Origin of the sequence: Labrys sp. LIt4 (genome assembly GCF_017813775.1) — a bacterium.
In the GTDB taxonomy this organism is placed as follows: Bacteria; Pseudomonadota; Alphaproteobacteria; order Rhizobiales; family Labraceae; genus Labrys; species Labrys okinawensis_A.
Genome location: NZ_JAGIPY010000005.1, coordinates 1 through 14,591 on the forward strand (window position 1 = coordinate 1; position 14,591 = coordinate 14,591).

General features: G+C 63.0%; 11 protein-coding genes, 1 tRNA gene and 1 pseudogene. 4 read left to right on the forward strand and 9 right to left on the reverse strand.

Annotation, left to right across the window (positions count from 1 at the left end):
• Positions 1-377 (reverse strand): annotated as a pseudogene (locus J8I29_RS10735) (sugar transporter); the annotation flags it as partial.
• 875 nt (positions 378-1,252) lie between these two features.
• Here J8I29_RS10735 and J8I29_RS10740 point away from each other — a divergent pair.
• From J8I29_RS10740 to J8I29_RS10750, 3 genes are all read left to right on the forward strand, one after another.
• A complete protein-coding gene (locus J8I29_RS10740) occupies positions 1,253-3,280 on the forward strand; it encodes a capsular polysaccharide biosynthesis protein (RefSeq protein ID WP_209431640.1) in 2,028 nt (675 codons plus the stop codon).
• Positions 3,264-4,613: a glycosyltransferase family 1 protein gene (locus J8I29_RS10745; RefSeq protein ID WP_209431641.1), complete on the forward strand. Its 1,350-nt coding sequence runs from the start codon at positions 3,264-3,266 to the stop codon at positions 4,611-4,613. Before J8I29_RS10740 ends, J8I29_RS10745 begins: the two co-directional genes overlap by 17 nt.
• 261 nt (positions 4,614-4,874) lie before the next feature.
• Positions 4,875-5,564, forward strand: coding sequence for an outer membrane protein (locus J8I29_RS10750; protein ID WP_105860696.1), 690 nt, complete (start codon positions 4,875-4,877; stop codon positions 5,562-5,564).
• A gap of 329 nt (positions 5,565-5,893) precedes the next feature.
• Here J8I29_RS10750 and J8I29_RS10755 read toward each other — a convergent pair whose 3' ends face one another.
• Positions 5,894-7,156 carry a capsular biosynthesis protein gene (locus J8I29_RS10755; protein WP_209431642.1) on the reverse strand — a complete coding sequence of 421 codons (1,263 nt, stop codon included), beginning with the start codon at positions 7,154-7,156 and terminating at the stop codon, positions 5,894-5,896.
• A 526-nt stretch (positions 7,157-7,682) separates the two neighbouring features.
• On the opposite strand from J8I29_RS10755, the gene J8I29_RS10760 reads away from it, so the two are divergent.
• Positions 7,683-8,438, forward strand: coding sequence for an SDR family NAD(P)-dependent oxidoreductase (locus tag J8I29_RS10760; RefSeq protein WP_209431643.1), 756 nt, complete (start codon positions 7,683-7,685; stop codon positions 8,436-8,438).
• Positions 8,439-8,527: 89 nt separating this feature from the next.
• Here the strand turns inward: J8I29_RS10760 and J8I29_RS10765 are convergent.
• The 7 genes from J8I29_RS10765 to lptC form a co-directional block, all read right to left on the reverse strand.
• Positions 8,528-8,604: transfer RNA gene (locus tag J8I29_RS10765), tRNA-Arg, on the reverse strand.
• 76 nt (positions 8,605-8,680) lie between these two features.
• Positions 8,681-9,814: an ABC transporter permease gene (locus J8I29_RS10770; RefSeq protein ID WP_209431644.1), complete on the reverse strand. Its 1,134-nt coding sequence runs from the start codon at positions 9,812-9,814 to the stop codon at positions 8,681-8,683.
• A gap of 1 nt (position 9,815) precedes the next feature.
• The gene (gene yejB / locus J8I29_RS10775) at positions 9,816-10,889 is read right to left on the reverse strand and encodes a microcin C ABC transporter permease YejB (RefSeq protein ID WP_105860700.1); all 1,074 of its coding nucleotides are present in this window, start codon (positions 10,887-10,889) and stop codon (positions 9,816-9,818) included.
• Between the two features lie 242 nt (positions 10,890-11,131).
• Positions 11,132-11,905 carry an LPS export ABC transporter ATP-binding protein gene (lptB, locus tag J8I29_RS10780; protein ID WP_245196914.1) on the reverse strand — a complete coding sequence of 258 codons (774 nt, stop codon included), beginning with the start codon at positions 11,903-11,905 and terminating at the stop codon, positions 11,132-11,134.
• A 306-nt stretch (positions 11,906-12,211) separates the two neighbouring features.
• Positions 12,212-12,907 (reverse strand): LptA/OstA family protein, encoded by a 696-nt coding sequence (locus J8I29_RS10785; RefSeq protein WP_105860702.1) that lies wholly within the window; start codon positions 12,905-12,907, stop codon positions 12,212-12,214.
• A 15-nt stretch (positions 12,908-12,922) separates the two neighbouring features.
• Entirely contained in the window at positions 12,923-13,678 is a 756-nt protein-coding gene (locus J8I29_RS10790; RefSeq protein ID WP_209431645.1) for an LptA/OstA family protein, read from the reverse strand.
• Positions 13,675-14,457, reverse strand: coding sequence for an LPS export ABC transporter periplasmic protein LptC (lptC, locus tag J8I29_RS10795; RefSeq protein WP_209431646.1), 783 nt, complete (start codon positions 14,455-14,457; stop codon positions 13,675-13,677). Before lptC ends, J8I29_RS10790 begins: the two co-directional genes overlap by 4 nt.
• Positions 14,458-14,591: the final 134 nt, after the last annotated feature.

Consider the following 14,591-nt stretch of genomic DNA (forward strand, 5'->3'; position numbering starts at 1 on the left):
CGATCGATCTGCTGGGGCGGCAACTGCACGCTCTTGCTGCCGGCGCTGCCGGTGGCGTCGGCGGTGCCGAACAGGCCCCCCGAGCTGGCCTCGAAGATCGAGACCGATACCATGTCACCCACGCCCAGCGTGCCGCTCGAGGGCGGGCCGCCTGCCGCGAAACTGCCGAGGAAACCGGTCGGCCGATGCCGCGACAGCACGGCGACCGTTTCGGCGTTGACGTCGAAGATGGAATAGGGGCTGGCGACAGCACGCCCCTGCGCACCGCCATTCTGCTGACGGCTCAGAATGGTTTTGGCCGTGGGACCCGCATTCGGCAGGCTGGAACAAGCCGCAAGGCCGGCGGTGATCAGGAGAATGATTGGAATACGCAGCACTTCGACATCACTCGCTTTTCAACGGCACCATTCTTTTTCCCATCACTGACGGACCGGAACAAGCTTTGATGCTTTTCGTGGTAAAGATCTCTGTTCGGAAAGAGGTAACATTTGCCCAAACATCAGCTTCCTTCGAACTTTTCGTACCGATGCCGATGAAATGAACATCACAACTTCGGACCCGATTCGCCTTCCATCCAGCCCGCCTTGGAGACTTGTTACGCTCGGGCTTACTCACACTCCTCGCTCCCCATTACCCCATATTTCCACTTCCGTTTCGGTCTCCCGAAAGGTAAGTAGGAGCCATAGGGATTGGCGGAGGGCTCTGGCAGTGCCAACCGAAGGAGGCTGCAGGGCAGCCTGCGCCAATTTGCAAACTTTCCGTGATAATGCAACAGAAATTGCGCTCGCCATGGCAGCCATCCTGTCACGGAATCTACATATTAGATTCCCCTGCGTGAAACTTTCCTTAATTCTTAACCCGATTTTTTCCACTTCCATCAAGAAAAGAAAAAGGCATTCTTACAATATACTGACAATCATCGGTGAGAATTCCGCCCGAACTCGCCTGAAGGAAAACTCGACTGAGAACTGCAAGGATTCGACGCCTGCTGGAGATAGGGAGATTACTCCTTTAGCAGTAGAGACCCCTTCTTTGCTGTCGCCGCTTTCGCAAGCCCGTCTCGCGCCATTCCGCTTAGAACAGCACCCGGCCATATCTTGGGGATCGAGGCCCCGATCCAGGTCAGGGGCCACCTGATGCGCGCGCGCCTGCCCCCCTCCTCGCACCCGCCGTCCATCATGCGCATCCCTGGCGCATTGTGCGCCGGCCCCGCCTCTCCGTTACCGGGGTCATGCTGATGGATCGGTCCTGGTTGCCGCGCCCCAGTAGCGTTATCGGCCTGCCTCTGGTCACCCTGCTGCGCTTTCCGGATCTGGGCGAGCTATTGCCGGACTATCGGCTGGTGGCGCTGGAGCGGGCAGGAGCAAGGGTGGACGCCGTCGCCGGCTGGGGCCGCAAGCTGCCGGCCCGCTGGGCAAGGCATGCGGCCGCCAGGCTGGCCCGCCCCTTTTTTACGCTGGAAGACGGATTCTTGCGCTCGGTCGGCCTGGGCAAGAGCGGGGCCGCGGCCGTTTCAGTGGTGATGGATGACCTCGGCGTCTATTACGACGCCCGTACGCCATCGCGGCTCGAACACGAATTGGCGCGGGGAGATTTTAGCGAGTCGCGGCCGCGCGCCACCGCTCTGCGCGAAGAGATCGTGCATCGGCGGCTGACCAAATATAACCATCTTCCCGATAGAACGCCGGAACTCGGGCCGCGCGGAAACCGGCGCATTCTGCTGGTGGAGCAGGTCGCGGGCGACATGTCGATTGCCGGCGCGTGCGCCGACAGGACGAGCTTCGCCGCCATGCTGGCCGACGCCCTTGCCATCCCGAGCGCCCAGATCATCATCCGCTCGCATCCGGATGTGATGGCGGGCCGAGCCCAGGGCAGTTTCACGGGTCTGGCGGCCGCCGCCCATCTGCGCAGGCTCGACGATGCCGTTTCGCCCCATGCCGTGCTCGACGAGGTCGACGAGGTCTGGACCGTGTCGAGCCAGCTCGGCTTCGACGCCCTTCTGCGCGGTCTGCCGGTGCGGTGCTATGGCGTGCCCTTCTATGCAGGGTGGGGGCTGAGCGAGGACCAGCCGGTATTGACCGCTGCCCGCGAAGCCTTGGCCCGCCGCCGCCAGGCGCGGATCGGGCCTGCACTGGACGTGGTCGATCTCGTCGACGCCGCCCTGATCCGCTATCCGCTCTACGCCGATCCGATCACGGGCCGCGCCGTCGGCCCGGAACAGGCGATCGCCAGGCTGCAAGGCTGGCGCGCCCATGCCGGGCGCTGGCGCGGAGAGACCGAGGCAGTGGCCATCAAACGGCATAAACGGCCGATACTTAGGCGCTATTGCGCGGCCCCGGGCGGCACGCTTCGCTTCAGCGCCACCGCGACCGGCAAGGTACGCCAGCTCAGCTGGGGCCTACCGCCCTTCTCCATCGGCGGAGCCTCGGCGATTACGGTCGAGGACGGCTTCCTCAGATCGGTCGGCCTGGGCTTTCCCGGCACCGTGCCGATCTCCCTGTGTTTCGACGCCAGCGGCATCTATTATGACGCCACCGCCGCCAGCGACCTCGAAACCCTGCTGGAGACCGGCACGTTTCCCGCCGAACTCACCGAGCGCGCCGCCCGTCTGCGCCAGGCGATCCTGCAAGCCGGCCTAACCAAGTATAATCTGAGCAGCGATGTGCCCGACGCGATCCATCGGCAGGCGCGGGGCCGGCGGCGCGTGCTGGTGGTCGGCCAGGTACCGGGCGATCAATCCCTCAGGCTCGGCCTTCCCAGCCAGGCCAGCAACCTCGAATTTCTCCAGGCCGTCCGCCACGAATGCCCCGATGCCTTCATCGTCTTCAAGGAGCACCCCGATCTGGTGGCCGGCAAACGGCCGGGCCTGAGCGATCGCAAGGCGGCCGGCGCCCTGGCCGATCATCTGGCCGTGTCGGGCGATGCGGCGGCCTGGATCGACTTTGCCGACGAGGTCCATGTACGCACCTCGCTGACCGGATTCGAGGCTTTGCTGCGGAACAGGCCCGTGATCTGCCACGGAGCGCCCTTCTTTGCGGGCTGGGGCCTGACGACCGACCGCGTCGCCATATCCCGTCGCAGGCGCCGGCGCTCGCTCGACGAATTGGTGGCCGCCGCCCTCATTCTCTATCCGACCTATCTGCACCCCGTTCGGGGACTGCCGATGGAAGCCGAAGACGCGGTGGCCTGGCTGAGTGCGGCGCGCCAGACTCCCGCCGGCCGGACCAACCCTTTGCGCCGAATCATACGTTGGTGGCCCCGCAATGCAGTTCCTCTTTGACGTATCGCGGCACCTGCGCCGGCTCATTCGCACCACGCCCACCGGCATCGACCGGGTCGATGCCGCTTATATCCGGCTTCTGCCCGATCTCGCCGGTGAGGTCACCTTCGTGGCCAAGATGCCCGGCTTCAACGGCCTGCGGCGCGTCGACAGGCTTCTGCCGTCTGCGGCCTATTCGGCCGGCCAGGGCTTGGACGTCGAAAAGGATCGCATCTACACCGAGTTGGCCGATTATCTCGCCATGCCGGCATGGCCCTCCGAGCGCGGCTGCCGGCGCCTTGCTGAAACCGATCGGGCGGAACCTTCCGCCGCCCGGGTGGCGTTCACCGGCATGCGGCAGGTCTTCGGCACTCGGGATCTGCCCTTGAGCCTGCGCGGATCGGTGTATCTCAATACCTCACACTCAGGCTTGGAAAACACTCTCAAGATCCAGGAAATGAGGCGGCGCGGCGCGCGCATCGTCGCGATGCTGCATGATCTCATTCCCGTGGATTTTCCGGAATTCTGCCGCGAAGGCGAGGCTGCCAAGCACCACCGCCGCATGCTCTCTTTGCTGCAGCATGCCGATCTGATCATCGCCAACTCGGCCTATTCGCGCGACCGTTTCGCCGCCTGGCTGGCGACCGTCGCCCCGCGGGGCGAGCTCCGGCCCGCCGCGCCGCCCATCGTGGTCGTCCCACTGGCCGTCGAGAACGAATTCCTGACACGTGACGCCTTGCGGCCGCCGCCATCGCCAATTCCGTATTTCGTCTGTCTCGGCACGATCGAAGCGCGCAAGAATCACGCTCTGCTTCTCCTGCTCTGGCGCCGCCTTGCCGAGAAGCTCGGCGCTGCCTGCCCGCGCCTGGTCCTGGTGGGACGCCGAGGCTGGAAGGTCGATCAGGTCCTGGATCTATTGACCCATGCCGCACCGCTGGCCCGCCATGTCGTGGAAGTGGCCGATCTCAGCGACCCGGCCGTCGCCTCTCTGATCGCTGGCGCGCATGGCCTGGTACAGCCCTCGCTGGTGGAGGGTTTCGGACTGCCGATCCTGGAAGCCAATGCCCTCGGCGTGCCGGTCATCGCCTCCGATATTCCCGCTCACCGCGAAGTGGCCGAACTCGCCGGCCATCACGGCATCAGCCTGGTCGATCCGATCGACTTGCCGCAATGGATGGGTGCCGTTACGGCACTGGCCTCGGACCGTTTCGAGCTCAGCACCCGTGTCGCCCTTCCCTCCTGGCGGGACCATGTGCGGCAAGCGCTCGATGTCGTACGGGATCATTTCGGCCCTGAAAATTCCTCCGCTCACGCGACCCCGAAAAACAACTTAGCCAGCACGAGGCCCGTCTGAGGCGGGCCACCGCATCATACCGCCTGCCCCAACGAAATTTTTCCACTTGAGATACAATTTTCTACTACATAAAATCGCCTTTCCATAAAACTCCTTTGAGATTACAGACAAATCATCTTACCTTATGAAACTCAGATCGGCCCCGCACCTTGGGGCACCCATTGATCTAAGGACGTTATTTCCTCACCAACTGTTGCATCAAAGCTACAGACTCGTGTTTAGAAAGCTGGCATGGTGTCTTCACCTTTAGGAGTAACGCATATGAGAATCTCTGCAGCAGCTATTGCTCTCCTGCTCACGTCGACGGCAGCCATCGCTGCCGATCTTGCGCCTGCGCCCGTCGAGCCTGTGGCACCGGTTGTCGTTCCGTTCTCCTGGACGGGCTTCTACGCCGGTGCGAACGTCGGCTATGCTTTCGGCGGTCGCGATACGGTCGGCATCCACGATCCCGCTTTCCTCGGCGATCTCGGCAAGCTGACGGCCAAGGGTTTCCTTGGCGGCTTGCAGGCGGGCTATAACTATCAGTTCGACAACATCGTGGTCGGTATCGAAACCGACTTCCAGGGCGCCCAGATCAAGGACACCGTGCATGGTGTGGTCGCCGGCGAACCTGGCCGCGCTCGCTCGGACATCAAGTGGTACGGCACCCTGCGCCCGCGCATCGGTTATGCCTATGACCGCTTCCTGATCTACGCCACCGGCGGTCTGGCCTATGGCAACATCGACTACAAGCTCAGCTACAACGGCGCGTCGTTCAGCGACAGCAACACCAAGGTCGGCTGGACGGCTGGCGCCGGTCTCGAATATGCCTTCACCGACAATCTCTCGGGCCGCGTCGAATATCAGTATGTGAATTTCGGCAGCTACACGGTGCGCGGTGCCGGTACCCTCCACTCCAAGGCCTCGCCGGACTTCCACGCCGTGCGTCTCGGTGTGAACTACAAGTTCTGAACCGCCGCTGCTGTATCAGATCTCATTGCATCAAACGGGGGCAGGTTTGCCCCCGTTTTTGTTTGCTGGAGCATGCCAAGGCTTTGAAAAGGCCGACTCGTGAAGGGCCCGGTTCGATAGGTCGATCTTTTGGAGCAAAGTGCGATTGCTTCGAACTTCGTGTGAGCTGCATGGCCAGCGCAGGCCGATCGACGAGGGCCTTTTCAAGCTCGCTCAGTCAAGCGCTGCCGCTCATTGTGTTGCCGGCAATAGACAGGTAGGGGGCGAATCCATTGCCGCCGCCTCGGAACACCGCTCAAGGATTGTCGCAAAAGTCCTGCAGAGTGATTTCAAGCCGATTTCGGCACGCGTACAGGGGCTTTTTTCGGCAGTTCCACCACATTGTCGTCGATGCGGCCGATCAGGTTGCGGATGGTCAGATCAAAGTAACGGCTCAGATAATAGGAGCCGTTGATCTGCGTCTCCGTCACCATGTGACTGATGAAGGCGTCCCTCGCCGCCGCATTGGGAAGGAAGGGAGCGCTCCAGAATTGCTTGAGCTTGTCCTCGTCGCCATGGGCGACAAGGCCGTCAATGGCATAATGGGCATTTCCCAGCACGAATACGGGACAATTACGCTGCAGCGCCAGAATGCCCGTGGTGCTGTTGACCGTGATCATGCCACGGGCATGCCGGATCAGCAGTCCCGTCGGTCCGTCATCGATCAAGGAAACCCGGTCCGCCACCCCCGCCAGCCTGGCGAGCTGTGCCACGAAGCGATGATAAGGCCGGTGCCCGCGGTCGAGCGGATGGGCCTTGAAGGCAAGGCGGGTGCCCGGCGGCGCGTGCTTGGCAAAGGAGCGGATCGTGGCCTCGATCATGCGCTCCATGGTCCAGCCGGCGCCATGGACCCGCAATTGCAGGTCATCATGCACCTGGAGGGCCGCGACAAAATATTTACGGTCGAAATTGTCGACGAGGTCGATGATCTTCTTCGCATTGTTCCAGCGATCGGTGTATTTGCGAACGGCATTGCGGCTCCAGAGTACCGCCTCTCCAAGCAAGGAGCGCTCGCGGTGGTGGGAATATTGCCGGAACACCACACTGCCTGCCGACATCGCCAGATAATATTTGAAAGCCCACCATGCCATGGGCTTGAAGCTCGTGGCCGGGATCGTCACCGGCGCCTCGACAGAGGCCACTTTATTGCGGTCATAGGCCGACAGCACCCGCGGCAGCAGGGAAGCGGCATTGTTGCCCTCCCGTTCGGCCGTCACATAATCGGGCCGCAGATAACCTTCTTCCAGGCACCAGACATCGACGCCGAGCTCTCGGCACAGGGCGACCGCAACCTGGTGATAGGGGCGCTGATCGCCGAACAGGATGACCTTGTCCGGCTTCTGACCAAGCAGGAATTGCGAGAACCAGCCCCGCCAGGCCGTCAGGCTGTCGGAAAACATCACGAACGGAATCCGCCGCGAATAGAGGCGGTCTCCAAGATTGAAATTGATCTTGAGAACTCTGTCGCCGCGCGCCAGGAGCGATTGCGCAAGCTCGGAAAAAAAGGGCCCTACCGGTCCCTGGAGCAGCACAATGAACTTGGGACGCAGCATCGGTAATCCGATAATTGATTCAGTTAAAACAGCTTATACATATTGATAGTTCTTATCGCAAATATGTACATACCGCTGATTTGACAGGTTACCGCTTAGGCAGGCATCGGAGTGTCGATACCGAATAGGCGCCGCACATTATCGGCACCGCATCGTTCCTGCTTTGAGCGCGAGATCGGCCTTGAGTTGGCCCAGAGGGCTGAGGCTTGCACGGCCTCCTTGACGGTGGTGGTCCCGCCATATTAGGAAATGCGTGCAGCGACCAGTCATGACGCTGCCGTAGGCGTTACCGTCATCCAACGCGTCCTTCGTCGAGAGGGTCCCAGCAGGGAGATCTCGATTCAACAGGGCGCCACGGTCATGCCATCTGCCTGCTCCGCGTTTCCGTCTTCCTCTGGGGCTGCCATCCCGGCGCGGCTCGCCGCCGCCGTGATGCCTGCTGCCCGGCTGGGAATGCGGGCGGTCCGCTGCCTCGGGCGCAGCGGCGGCGTTTCCGTGCCCTCGGTTCAACGGAGACGCAACACCCATGAAGATGACCGGCAACACCATCCTCATCGCCGGCGGCACCAGCGGCATCGGCCGCGCGCTCGCCGAAGCCTTCCACCAGCGCGGCAACCGCGTCATCGTGACGGGGCGGCGCCAAGACCTGCTTGACCGGATCACGGCAAGCCGGCCCGGCATGGCGGGGCTGCCGCTCGACCTCACCGATCCCGCTTCCCTGTCGCACCTCGCAAACGAGGTTCGCAGGCATTATCCCGACCTCAACATGCTGGTCGCCAATGCCGGCATCTCACGGGCGGAGGACATGGCGGCGGACGGCTGGGATGTCGGCGATGCCGAGGCGATCGTGGAGACCAACATCCTGGGCGTATTGCGGGTGACGGCCGCGCTCCTGCCTATCCTGAAGGGACAGGCGGATGCGACGATCATGGCCACCAGCTCCAATCTTGCCTTCGTGCCCCGCGCCGACTTTCCGGCCTATTGCGCCAGCAAGGCGTTCCTGCATTCCTGGCTGCAGTCTCTGCGACACCAGCTTCGCAAGGTGCCCGTCGAGGTGCTCGAACTGGCACCGCCCTACGTGCAGACCGAACTCACCGGCCGCCAGCAGGCCTTCGATCCCCGCGCGATGCCCATCGACAGCTATGTCACCGAGGTGATGCGATTGCTCGACCGGGGCGACCATCCCCGAGGCGAGGTGCTGGTCGAACGTGACCGCGCTCGCCGCTGGGCCGAACGGGATGGCCGCTACGATGCGGTCTTTACCGCCATGAACCCGGACTGAACCAACGGTTCATCCCATCGCCTGCAACCGACAAGCCTTGCCGCCCGGGGCCATCTCGAGCGGCTGCAGATCATCGCAAAAGGGAGAAATGGCGCACCCAGCACGATTCGAACGTGCGACCTTTGCCTTCGGAGGGCAACACTCTATCCAGCTGAGCTATGGGTGCGTCGATTGCCCTTCTAGCCGATCGTTCCACATCCTGCAATCGCCGCCTGCAATTCTCCCGGCGATTTCCTGCCCGGTCAGCCGAAGGTCTTGCGCGGGTCGAGCGCATCACGCACGGCTTCCCCCACCAGGATCAGCAGCGACAGCAGCAACGCCGTCACCGTGAAGCCGGAGATGGTGAGCCAATAGGCATTGGGCCTGGCCTGCGCCTGCTTGAGCAGCTCGCCGAGCGAGGCCGTGCCGGGAGGCAGGCCAAGACCGAGATAGTCCAGCGCCGTCAGGGTCGAGATCGCGCCCGAGAGAATGAAGGGCAGCATGGTCAGCGTCGCTACCGTCGCGTTCGGCAGCAGATGCTTGATCATGATGGTGGTGTCGGACAGCCCGAGCGCCTTGGCCGCCCGCACATATTCGAGATTGCGGGCGCGCAGGAACTCGGCACGGACCACCGCCACCAGCGCCATCCAGGAAAACAGCAGGAGGATGCCGAGCAGTACCCAAAAGCCCGGCGCCAGCACCGCCGAGATGATGATGAGCAGATACAGCGAGGGAATGCTGGTCCAGATCTCGATGGCGCGCTGGAAGATCAGGTCGACCCAACCGCCGAAATAGCCCTGCACCGCGCCGGCCGCCACGCCGATGAGCGAGGAAAAGAAGGTGAGGATCAGGCCGAAGAGCAGGGAAATCCGGGTGCCGTAGATGATGCGCGCCAGTACGTCGCGGCCGGTATCGTCGGTGCCCAGCCAGTTCCATTCGATGTCGCGGCAGATCGTCCCGCCGACAGCCTGGGCGGCCTCGCGGCACTGGTCGTCGCCCAGCGCCCAGGTTGGCGGCGAGGGCACGCCGCCGGCCGGCGGATTTTTATTGATGGTCTGCGGACCATAGCGAATGGGGGCCCAGAGCACGAAGGCACCGCGATCGGCCAGCAGCTTGACCAGATAGGGATCGCGGAAATTCGCCGGTCCCGGCAGGTCTCCGCCGAGATCGGTCTCGTCATAATCGACGAAGACCGGCGTAAAGACCTGTCCTTTGTCGATGATCAGCAGAGGCTTCTCGTTGGCGATGAATTCGGCGAACAGCGACAGGATAAAGAGGGCGAGAAAGAGCCAGAACGACCAGTAGCCACGCCGGTTGGCCTTGAAATTGTTGAGGCGCCGCCGGTTGAGAGGCGACAGTTTCAGCCAATCCCGCCTGGTTTGGATGGCAGCCTCCATCTCAAACCTCTCGCGCTTCGAAGTCGATGCGCGGATCGACGAACATATAGATCAGGTCGGTGGCCAGGTTGATGACGAGAGCCACCAGCGCCAGGATATAGATGGAGGCCAGCACCACGGGATAGTCGCGGTTGACGACCGATTCATAGTTCAGCCGGCCCAGGCCATTGAGCTCGAAGGTCTGCTCGATCAGCAGCGATCCGGTGAACAGCGCCGAGATGAAGGCGGCGGGAAAGCTCGCGATCACGATCAGCATGGCGTTGCGGAAGACATGGCCGTAGAGCACCCGGCGCGGCGACAGGCCCTTCATGCGCGCCGTCAGCACATATTGCTTGCGGATCTCGTCGAGGAAGGCGTTCTTGGTCATCATCGTCAGCGTGGCGAAGGCCGAGACTCCCATGGCGATCAGCGGCAGCGTCATGTGCCAGGCATAGTCGGCGATCTTGCCCCACAGCGACAATTCGTTCCAATTGTCGGAAACCAGCCGGCCGTTGGGAAAGATCTGCCAGAAGGCGCTGCCGGCGAACAGGGTGATCAGCAGGATGCCGAGGGTGAAGCCGGGGATGGCGTAGCCGACGATGATGACCGCGCTGGTCCAGCCATCGAAGAAGGAGCCGTCCTTGATGGCCTTGCGGATGCCCAGCGGTATCGAGATCGCATAGGAGAGCAGCATCACCCACAGGCCGATGGAGATCGAGACCGGCAATTTCTCGGCAATCAGCGTGGTGACGGGCGTATCGCGGAAATAGCTCTGGCCGAAGTTGAAGGTGGCGTAGTTCTTGATCATCAGCCAGAACTGCTCGTAGACCGGCTTGTCGAAGCCATATTGCTTGCGCAGGCTGGCGATGAAGGCGGGATCGAGCCCCTGGGAACCGCGATATTGCGAGGCGCCGGCATTGAAGCTCGGCGCCGGCCCGCCGATATCGCCCCCGCCCCCGGCATTGCCCGACAGCATCGACACCATGCGCTCCACCGGACCGCCGGGCACGATCTGGATGATGGCAAAGGAGATCAGCATGATGCCGAATAAGGTCGGCACGATCAGCGCGAGGCGGCGCAGGACATAGGCGAGCAAATCGACGTTCCGGGTTGGCCTGTCGAACCTAGAGGAGAATCAGGGCGATGGGAATCCTGGCGGGACGCGGAACACCCCTCATCCGGCTGCCGCCACCTTCTCCCGCAAGGGGAGAAGGCACCTTGTTCGGATTGCGTATCGCTTTCGCGCTGCCCAACGTCGAACGGCCTTAGACCATTGCTCCCCTTCTCCCCTTGCGGAGAAGGTCCCGGCAGGGGGATGAGGGGTGATCCACAGCCCCCTCACATCCTGAATTCGCTGCCCAGATAGAGCCGGCGGGCTTCGGGATTGTCGATGATCTCCTGCGGCGTGCCCTGCGTCAGTACATGGCCCGAATGGATGATGTAGGCCCGGTCGATCAGGGCCAGGGTCTCGCGCACATTGTGGTCGGTGATCAGCACGCCGATGCCGCGATTGGTCAGATGGCGCACCAGGGTCTGGATGTCGCCGACCGCGATCGGATCGATGCCGGCGAAAGGCTCGTCCAGCAGCATGAAGGACGGACGGCCAGCCAAAGCGCGCGCGATTTCCACGCGCCGGCGTTCGCCGCCCGAGAGCGCGATGGAGGCCGTCTTGCGCAGGCGGCCGATCTTGAACTCCTCGAGCAGTTCGTCGAGCTGGCGCTCGCGCTCGGCCTTGTTCGGCTCGACGATTTCGAGAACGGCGCGGATATTCTCCTCGACGTTCAGGCCGCGGAAGATCGAGGCCTCCTGCGGCAGATAGCCGATGCCAAGCCGGGCGCGCCGATACATCGGCAGTGTCGTGACGTCATGGCCGTCGAGTTCGATGCGGCCATGGTCCGGCGGCACCAGGCCGGTGATCATGTAGAAGACCGTGGTCTTGCCGGCGCCATTCGGACCAAGCAGGCCGACAGCCTCGCCGCGACGAACCTCGAGGCTGACGTCGCTCACGACCGTGCGCTTGCCATAGGTCTTGGCAATCGACACCACCGAGAGCGTGCCCTCGACACTGACGGCCGGCCCTGCTTCATCGCCGTCAGCCGCGTATTGCACCATCTCGCTCATGCCTGGCCCGCACTCTTCCTGCGGCATCGGGCCCGATGCCGCGTTTTCCTGTTATCACGCCGTCCTGCCGAAAACCGGCATGCATCGCGCATCCCGGTGTCCGATGACAGCTTTGCCGCCTGCCGGTGAATATCTCGTTCATCGGGCAAAAACATGCTGCCCCAGAGCAAAGCACGTTCAGGCGTGAACGCTTGTTTGCTCTAGCTCTTTGTTTCGATGCGTCTTTGCGATTCTTGGTGACTGCATCTAATCGCAAAACGCTATAGCGTTCCGCTCTGGCGACGGCACGTCCGTGGATCAACACTTCTGGTCGCCCGAGACGAAATGGCCGGTGGTGCCGCCGGTGACGGTGGCACGGCCGGTCTGGGTGTTGACCACCAGCTTCTTGCCGCGCAGCACGTTGCAGCCCTGGCTCATCACCACTTCCTGGCCCGTCAGCGTGGCGATGTTGGTCTCCATGTCGAGGATGCCGTCATCGCCGGTCGCCTTCTGGTCGGGGGCGGTGACGACGACATTGCCCTTGGCCACCAGCTTCTTGACCTTGTTCTCCGCCGGTTCCGGCGGCGCATCGGCGCCGGCGGCTTCAGCGGTCGAGGAGGCATCGGCCGGCAGCGCCGCCGAGGGGCTCGCCTGCTGTGCTGCCGAGGGGGTCGCCGGCTGAGTCGGGCTGGCGCCGGCGGCATCGGCGGGCTGCTTGCCTGGCGGCGAGGCGGCTTCGTAGAAGACGGTCAATTCCTCGGCGGTAAGTGTCGATTCGCCCTGGGTCGCCACCACATTGCCGGTGAAGATCGCCTTCTGCTCGTCCTGATGGGTTTCGAGTTGATCGGCCTTGATGTTTACCGGCTTGTCATTATCGGAGGAGAAGCCCTGGAACGGCGTGGACGGCTTCTTCTCCTGCGCGCCGGCCGGCAAGGCCAGTGATGAAACGAGCAGCGCCAGCGGCAGCAACAGCGCCGGAGCGAGGCGACGAGACGTCGGGCTGGGTCGCATCATCACGGGCCTGTTTCCTCAATTGCTTTTCTTCTGGCTGCCCTGGGTGAAGACGCCGGATACGCCGCCGCCGCCACCCTCGACCTTTGCGATGCCGGTCTTGAGGTTGACGGTCAGCTTGGTGCCCTTCAGCACGTTCGGGCCCTGGATCATCACCACCTCGCCACCGCTCAGCGTGGCGATATTGGTAGCCATGTCCATCACGCCATTGTTGCCGGTCGCCTTCTGGTCCTTGGAGGTGACGACGACATTGCCGCGGGCAACCAGCTTCTTGATGGAACTGGCCGGCGTGCCCGAACCGGAGGCGGGCGCCTTGCTGGTGTCGGCAGGCTTGGTGTCGGCAGGCTTGGCTTCGGTCGTCTTGGCATCGCCCGCCGGCTGGCCATCGGCAGGCTTGGCATCGGCAGGCTTGGCGTCGGCGGCCTTCGGATCAGCAGGTTTGGCATCAGCCGCCTTGGCGTCCTTGGCCTTGCCATCCTTGGCGGCGCCGTTGGCGTTGTTGTCGACATTCTCGTAGAACACGGTCAGTTCGTTGGTGCGCAGGGTGGAGTCACCCTGCGTCGCCACCACATTGCCGGTGAACACCGCCTTTTGCTCGTCCTGATGCACTTCGAGTGAATCCGACTTGACGTCGACGGGTTTGCCGCTGTCGGAGGAGAAACCCTGGAACGGGCTGGCCGCCTTCTTCGGGGCGGCGCCGGCATCGGCAGCCGTCAGAGCCAGGGCGAGCGGCAGCACCGCGAGAGGCACCAGGCGGCGGATTTTCATCGTCATTGGGTAGGATTTCCCTGCGCTGGATTGGCTGGATTGGGGGGAGCGGCATTGGGAGCCGGCGTATCATCGGGCGGCGAAGCGGGCGTTTCGGAGCCGTCACCCCCCTCTTCCGCATCCGGCTTGTAGGGCACCTTGAAGCTGGCGCTGACGCCGTCCTTGAACAGGATTTTCGCACCACCCTGCACGATGCTCAGGCCATTGCCGGAAATCGTACCGGAAGTGAGATTGACGGTGACCGGCTCCTTGCTGGTGACCGTGCTGGCCTTGAGGTCGATGCTGGCGCTCTTCAAGGTAGCGTCATAGCCCTTGGTGGAGCGAACACGCACATCGCCCTTGAGATCGAGAAGCTGGCCGACCGTGTCGAAGGTGCCGGCTTCGGCGCTCAGCGTGGCATCGCTCTGGTCGGGTGCGGTGATCACCGCCTTCAGCCCGGTCAGGCTGACCACGCCGGGCACGTTGACCTTCTGCGTGCCGCCGGTGGCGGTAACGTCGTATTTCTGCCCGCGGTTGTTGGAGCCGGTCAGATGGGGCCTTTCGACCGCCAGAATCCCCTCGCCGGACGGCTTGACGGGATCGGGCACGATGACCGGCTGCGGGGCAAAGGGGTTGAACACCGCCAGAAACACAAAAATACCCGCTCCGGCAACCGCTGTGGCGGGCACGGCAAACTTCAGGAAACGCACCAGCCTGCTGTGAGCGCGGGCAGCTTTGAAAGCGCTTTCACGCGAAGGCATGGCGGGTTGGGGGATCTTGACCCGCGCATCCATGATATCGGCCAAACGAATACCTTCCAAACGCTGCTGGCGGCGGGAAACCATCGCCACCGACCATCATATTGCGATGCGAAGTGGAGACGTCAACCCGGCGCCGGCGGCGCCGTCCATCCCTGCCTGCAATTCCTGAACTTTGGGTG

Bases quoted from the DNA above. Each gene is read 5' to 3' on its own strand.
- J8I29_RS10745 (WP_209431641.1), top strand. From the start codon at position 3,264: ATGCAGTTCCTCTTTGACGTATCGCGGCACCTGCGCCGGCTCATTCGC.
- J8I29_RS10750 (WP_105860696.1), top strand. From the start codon at position 4,875: ATGAGAATCTCTGCAGCAGCTATTGCTCTCCTGCTCACGTCGACGGCA.
- J8I29_RS10755 (WP_209431642.1), bottom strand. From the start codon at position 7,156: ATGCTGCGTCCCAAGTTCATTGTGCTGCTCCAGGGACCGGTAGGGCCC.
- J8I29_RS10760 (WP_209431643.1), top strand. From the start codon at position 7,683: ATGAAGATGACCGGCAACACCATCCTCATCGCCGGCGGCACCAGCGGC.
- J8I29_RS10770 (WP_209431644.1), bottom strand. From the start codon at position 9,814: ATGGAGGCTGCCATCCAAACCAGGCGGGATTGGCTGAAACTGTCGCCT.
- lptB (WP_245196914.1), bottom strand. From the start codon at position 11,905: ATGGTGCAATACGCGGCTGACGGCGATGAAGCAGGGCCGGCCGTCAGT.
- J8I29_RS10785 (WP_105860702.1), bottom strand. From the start codon at position 12,907: ATGATGCGACCCAGCCCGACGTCTCGTCGCCTCGCTCCGGCGCTGTTG.
- J8I29_RS10790 (WP_209431645.1), bottom strand. From the start codon at position 13,678: ATGACGATGAAAATCCGCCGCCTGGTGCCTCTCGCGGTGCTGCCGCTC.